The sequence below is a fragment of the Alcanivorax sp. HI0083 genome, assembly GCF_001635175.1.
Window position 1 is genome coordinate 1 of sequence record NZ_LWFX01000621.1, and the last position, 439, is coordinate 439.

The following is a 439-nucleotide window of genomic DNA, read 5'->3' on the forward strand; positions in this document are numbered from 1 at the left end:
AATGCCGCCCACCCCATCATGGTCCCGATGGCGCAAGGCGACGGTGTCGCGTTCACCGCTGTACGGATCGATGAAGATAAATTCTATGCGATCATCAATACCCAGCCCGGCTCGGGCGCGGTACCACATGCCGATATAATCCACCGGCGGCCGGGACGACAATGATCGGGTAGACAAGGTATTCACAGGCGCGCCACTTCCACATAGGGCAGGCGATCATCCAGTTGCGCCCGGGGGTCACCGTCGTAGCTCACCAGAAAGTGATCACTCAATAACAGACGGCGGCGGTAGCGTGCCGGCACGCGTGCCAGAGGATCCTGTGCAAAGAAACCACACACCAGGGCATCATATCGACCATGAAAANGGTCCACGGCGTGATCCAGCAACAGACGCAGCAAATCGGGCTGGTTATCTTCCACCACCACACTGTGCAAGGTCA

The 439-nt window shown here is 58.2% G+C and carries 1 protein-coding gene and 1 pseudogene; both read right to left on the bottom strand.

All coding sequences use genetic code 11. The features are described 5' to 3' along the window. A partial coding sequence (locus tag A3754_RS06245; protein WP_156496853.1) for a hypothetical protein occupies positions 1 to 186 on the bottom strand: 186 nt, incomplete at its 3' end. After that, positions 183 to 439, bottom strand: a pseudogene (locus A3754_RS27395) (hypothetical protein); the annotation flags it as partial. The pseudogene A3754_RS27395 and the gene A3754_RS06245, both read right to left, overlap by 4 nt.